Annotated in this window: 1 protein-coding gene; it reads right to left on the bottom strand. The window is 48.2% G+C overall.

Annotated elements, in window-relative coordinates; genetic code table 11:
* The coding region (locus tag AB4589_RS25680; RefSeq protein WP_372101986.1) for a type IV secretion system DNA-binding domain-containing protein at positions 1-249 on the bottom strand (249 nt) is incomplete at both ends.

Genomic DNA, 249 nt, shown 5'->3' with positions numbered 1-249 from the left:
AAATCGCTTTTTGATACGCCTTGGTCATGGCGGGCGATGGGGTGTAATTACGTTTGATAAAGGCCGGTGTCACATCTCGCATTTTATCATAGTGCAAATCCAGTTGAGTGATGAAGCTGCTTCCTGGTACGCGAAGGTAACATTGCAAATCATCCATGGCTTGGATTTCACTGCTAGAGACGACCGGACGTGTCGTTGTCTGGTGGCCAATCGATACCCCGTCACGCAAAGCATTTGCACCGTAAGAAA

Source organism: Vibrio sp. 10N.222.49.A3 (assembly GCF_041475145.1).
Taxonomy (GTDB): Bacteria; Pseudomonadota; Gammaproteobacteria; order Enterobacterales; family Vibrionaceae; genus Vibrio; species Vibrio tasmaniensis_A.
The sequence above is the reverse complement of the archived record's forward strand: the minus strand, read 5'-3'. Positions and strand labels throughout refer to the sequence as shown.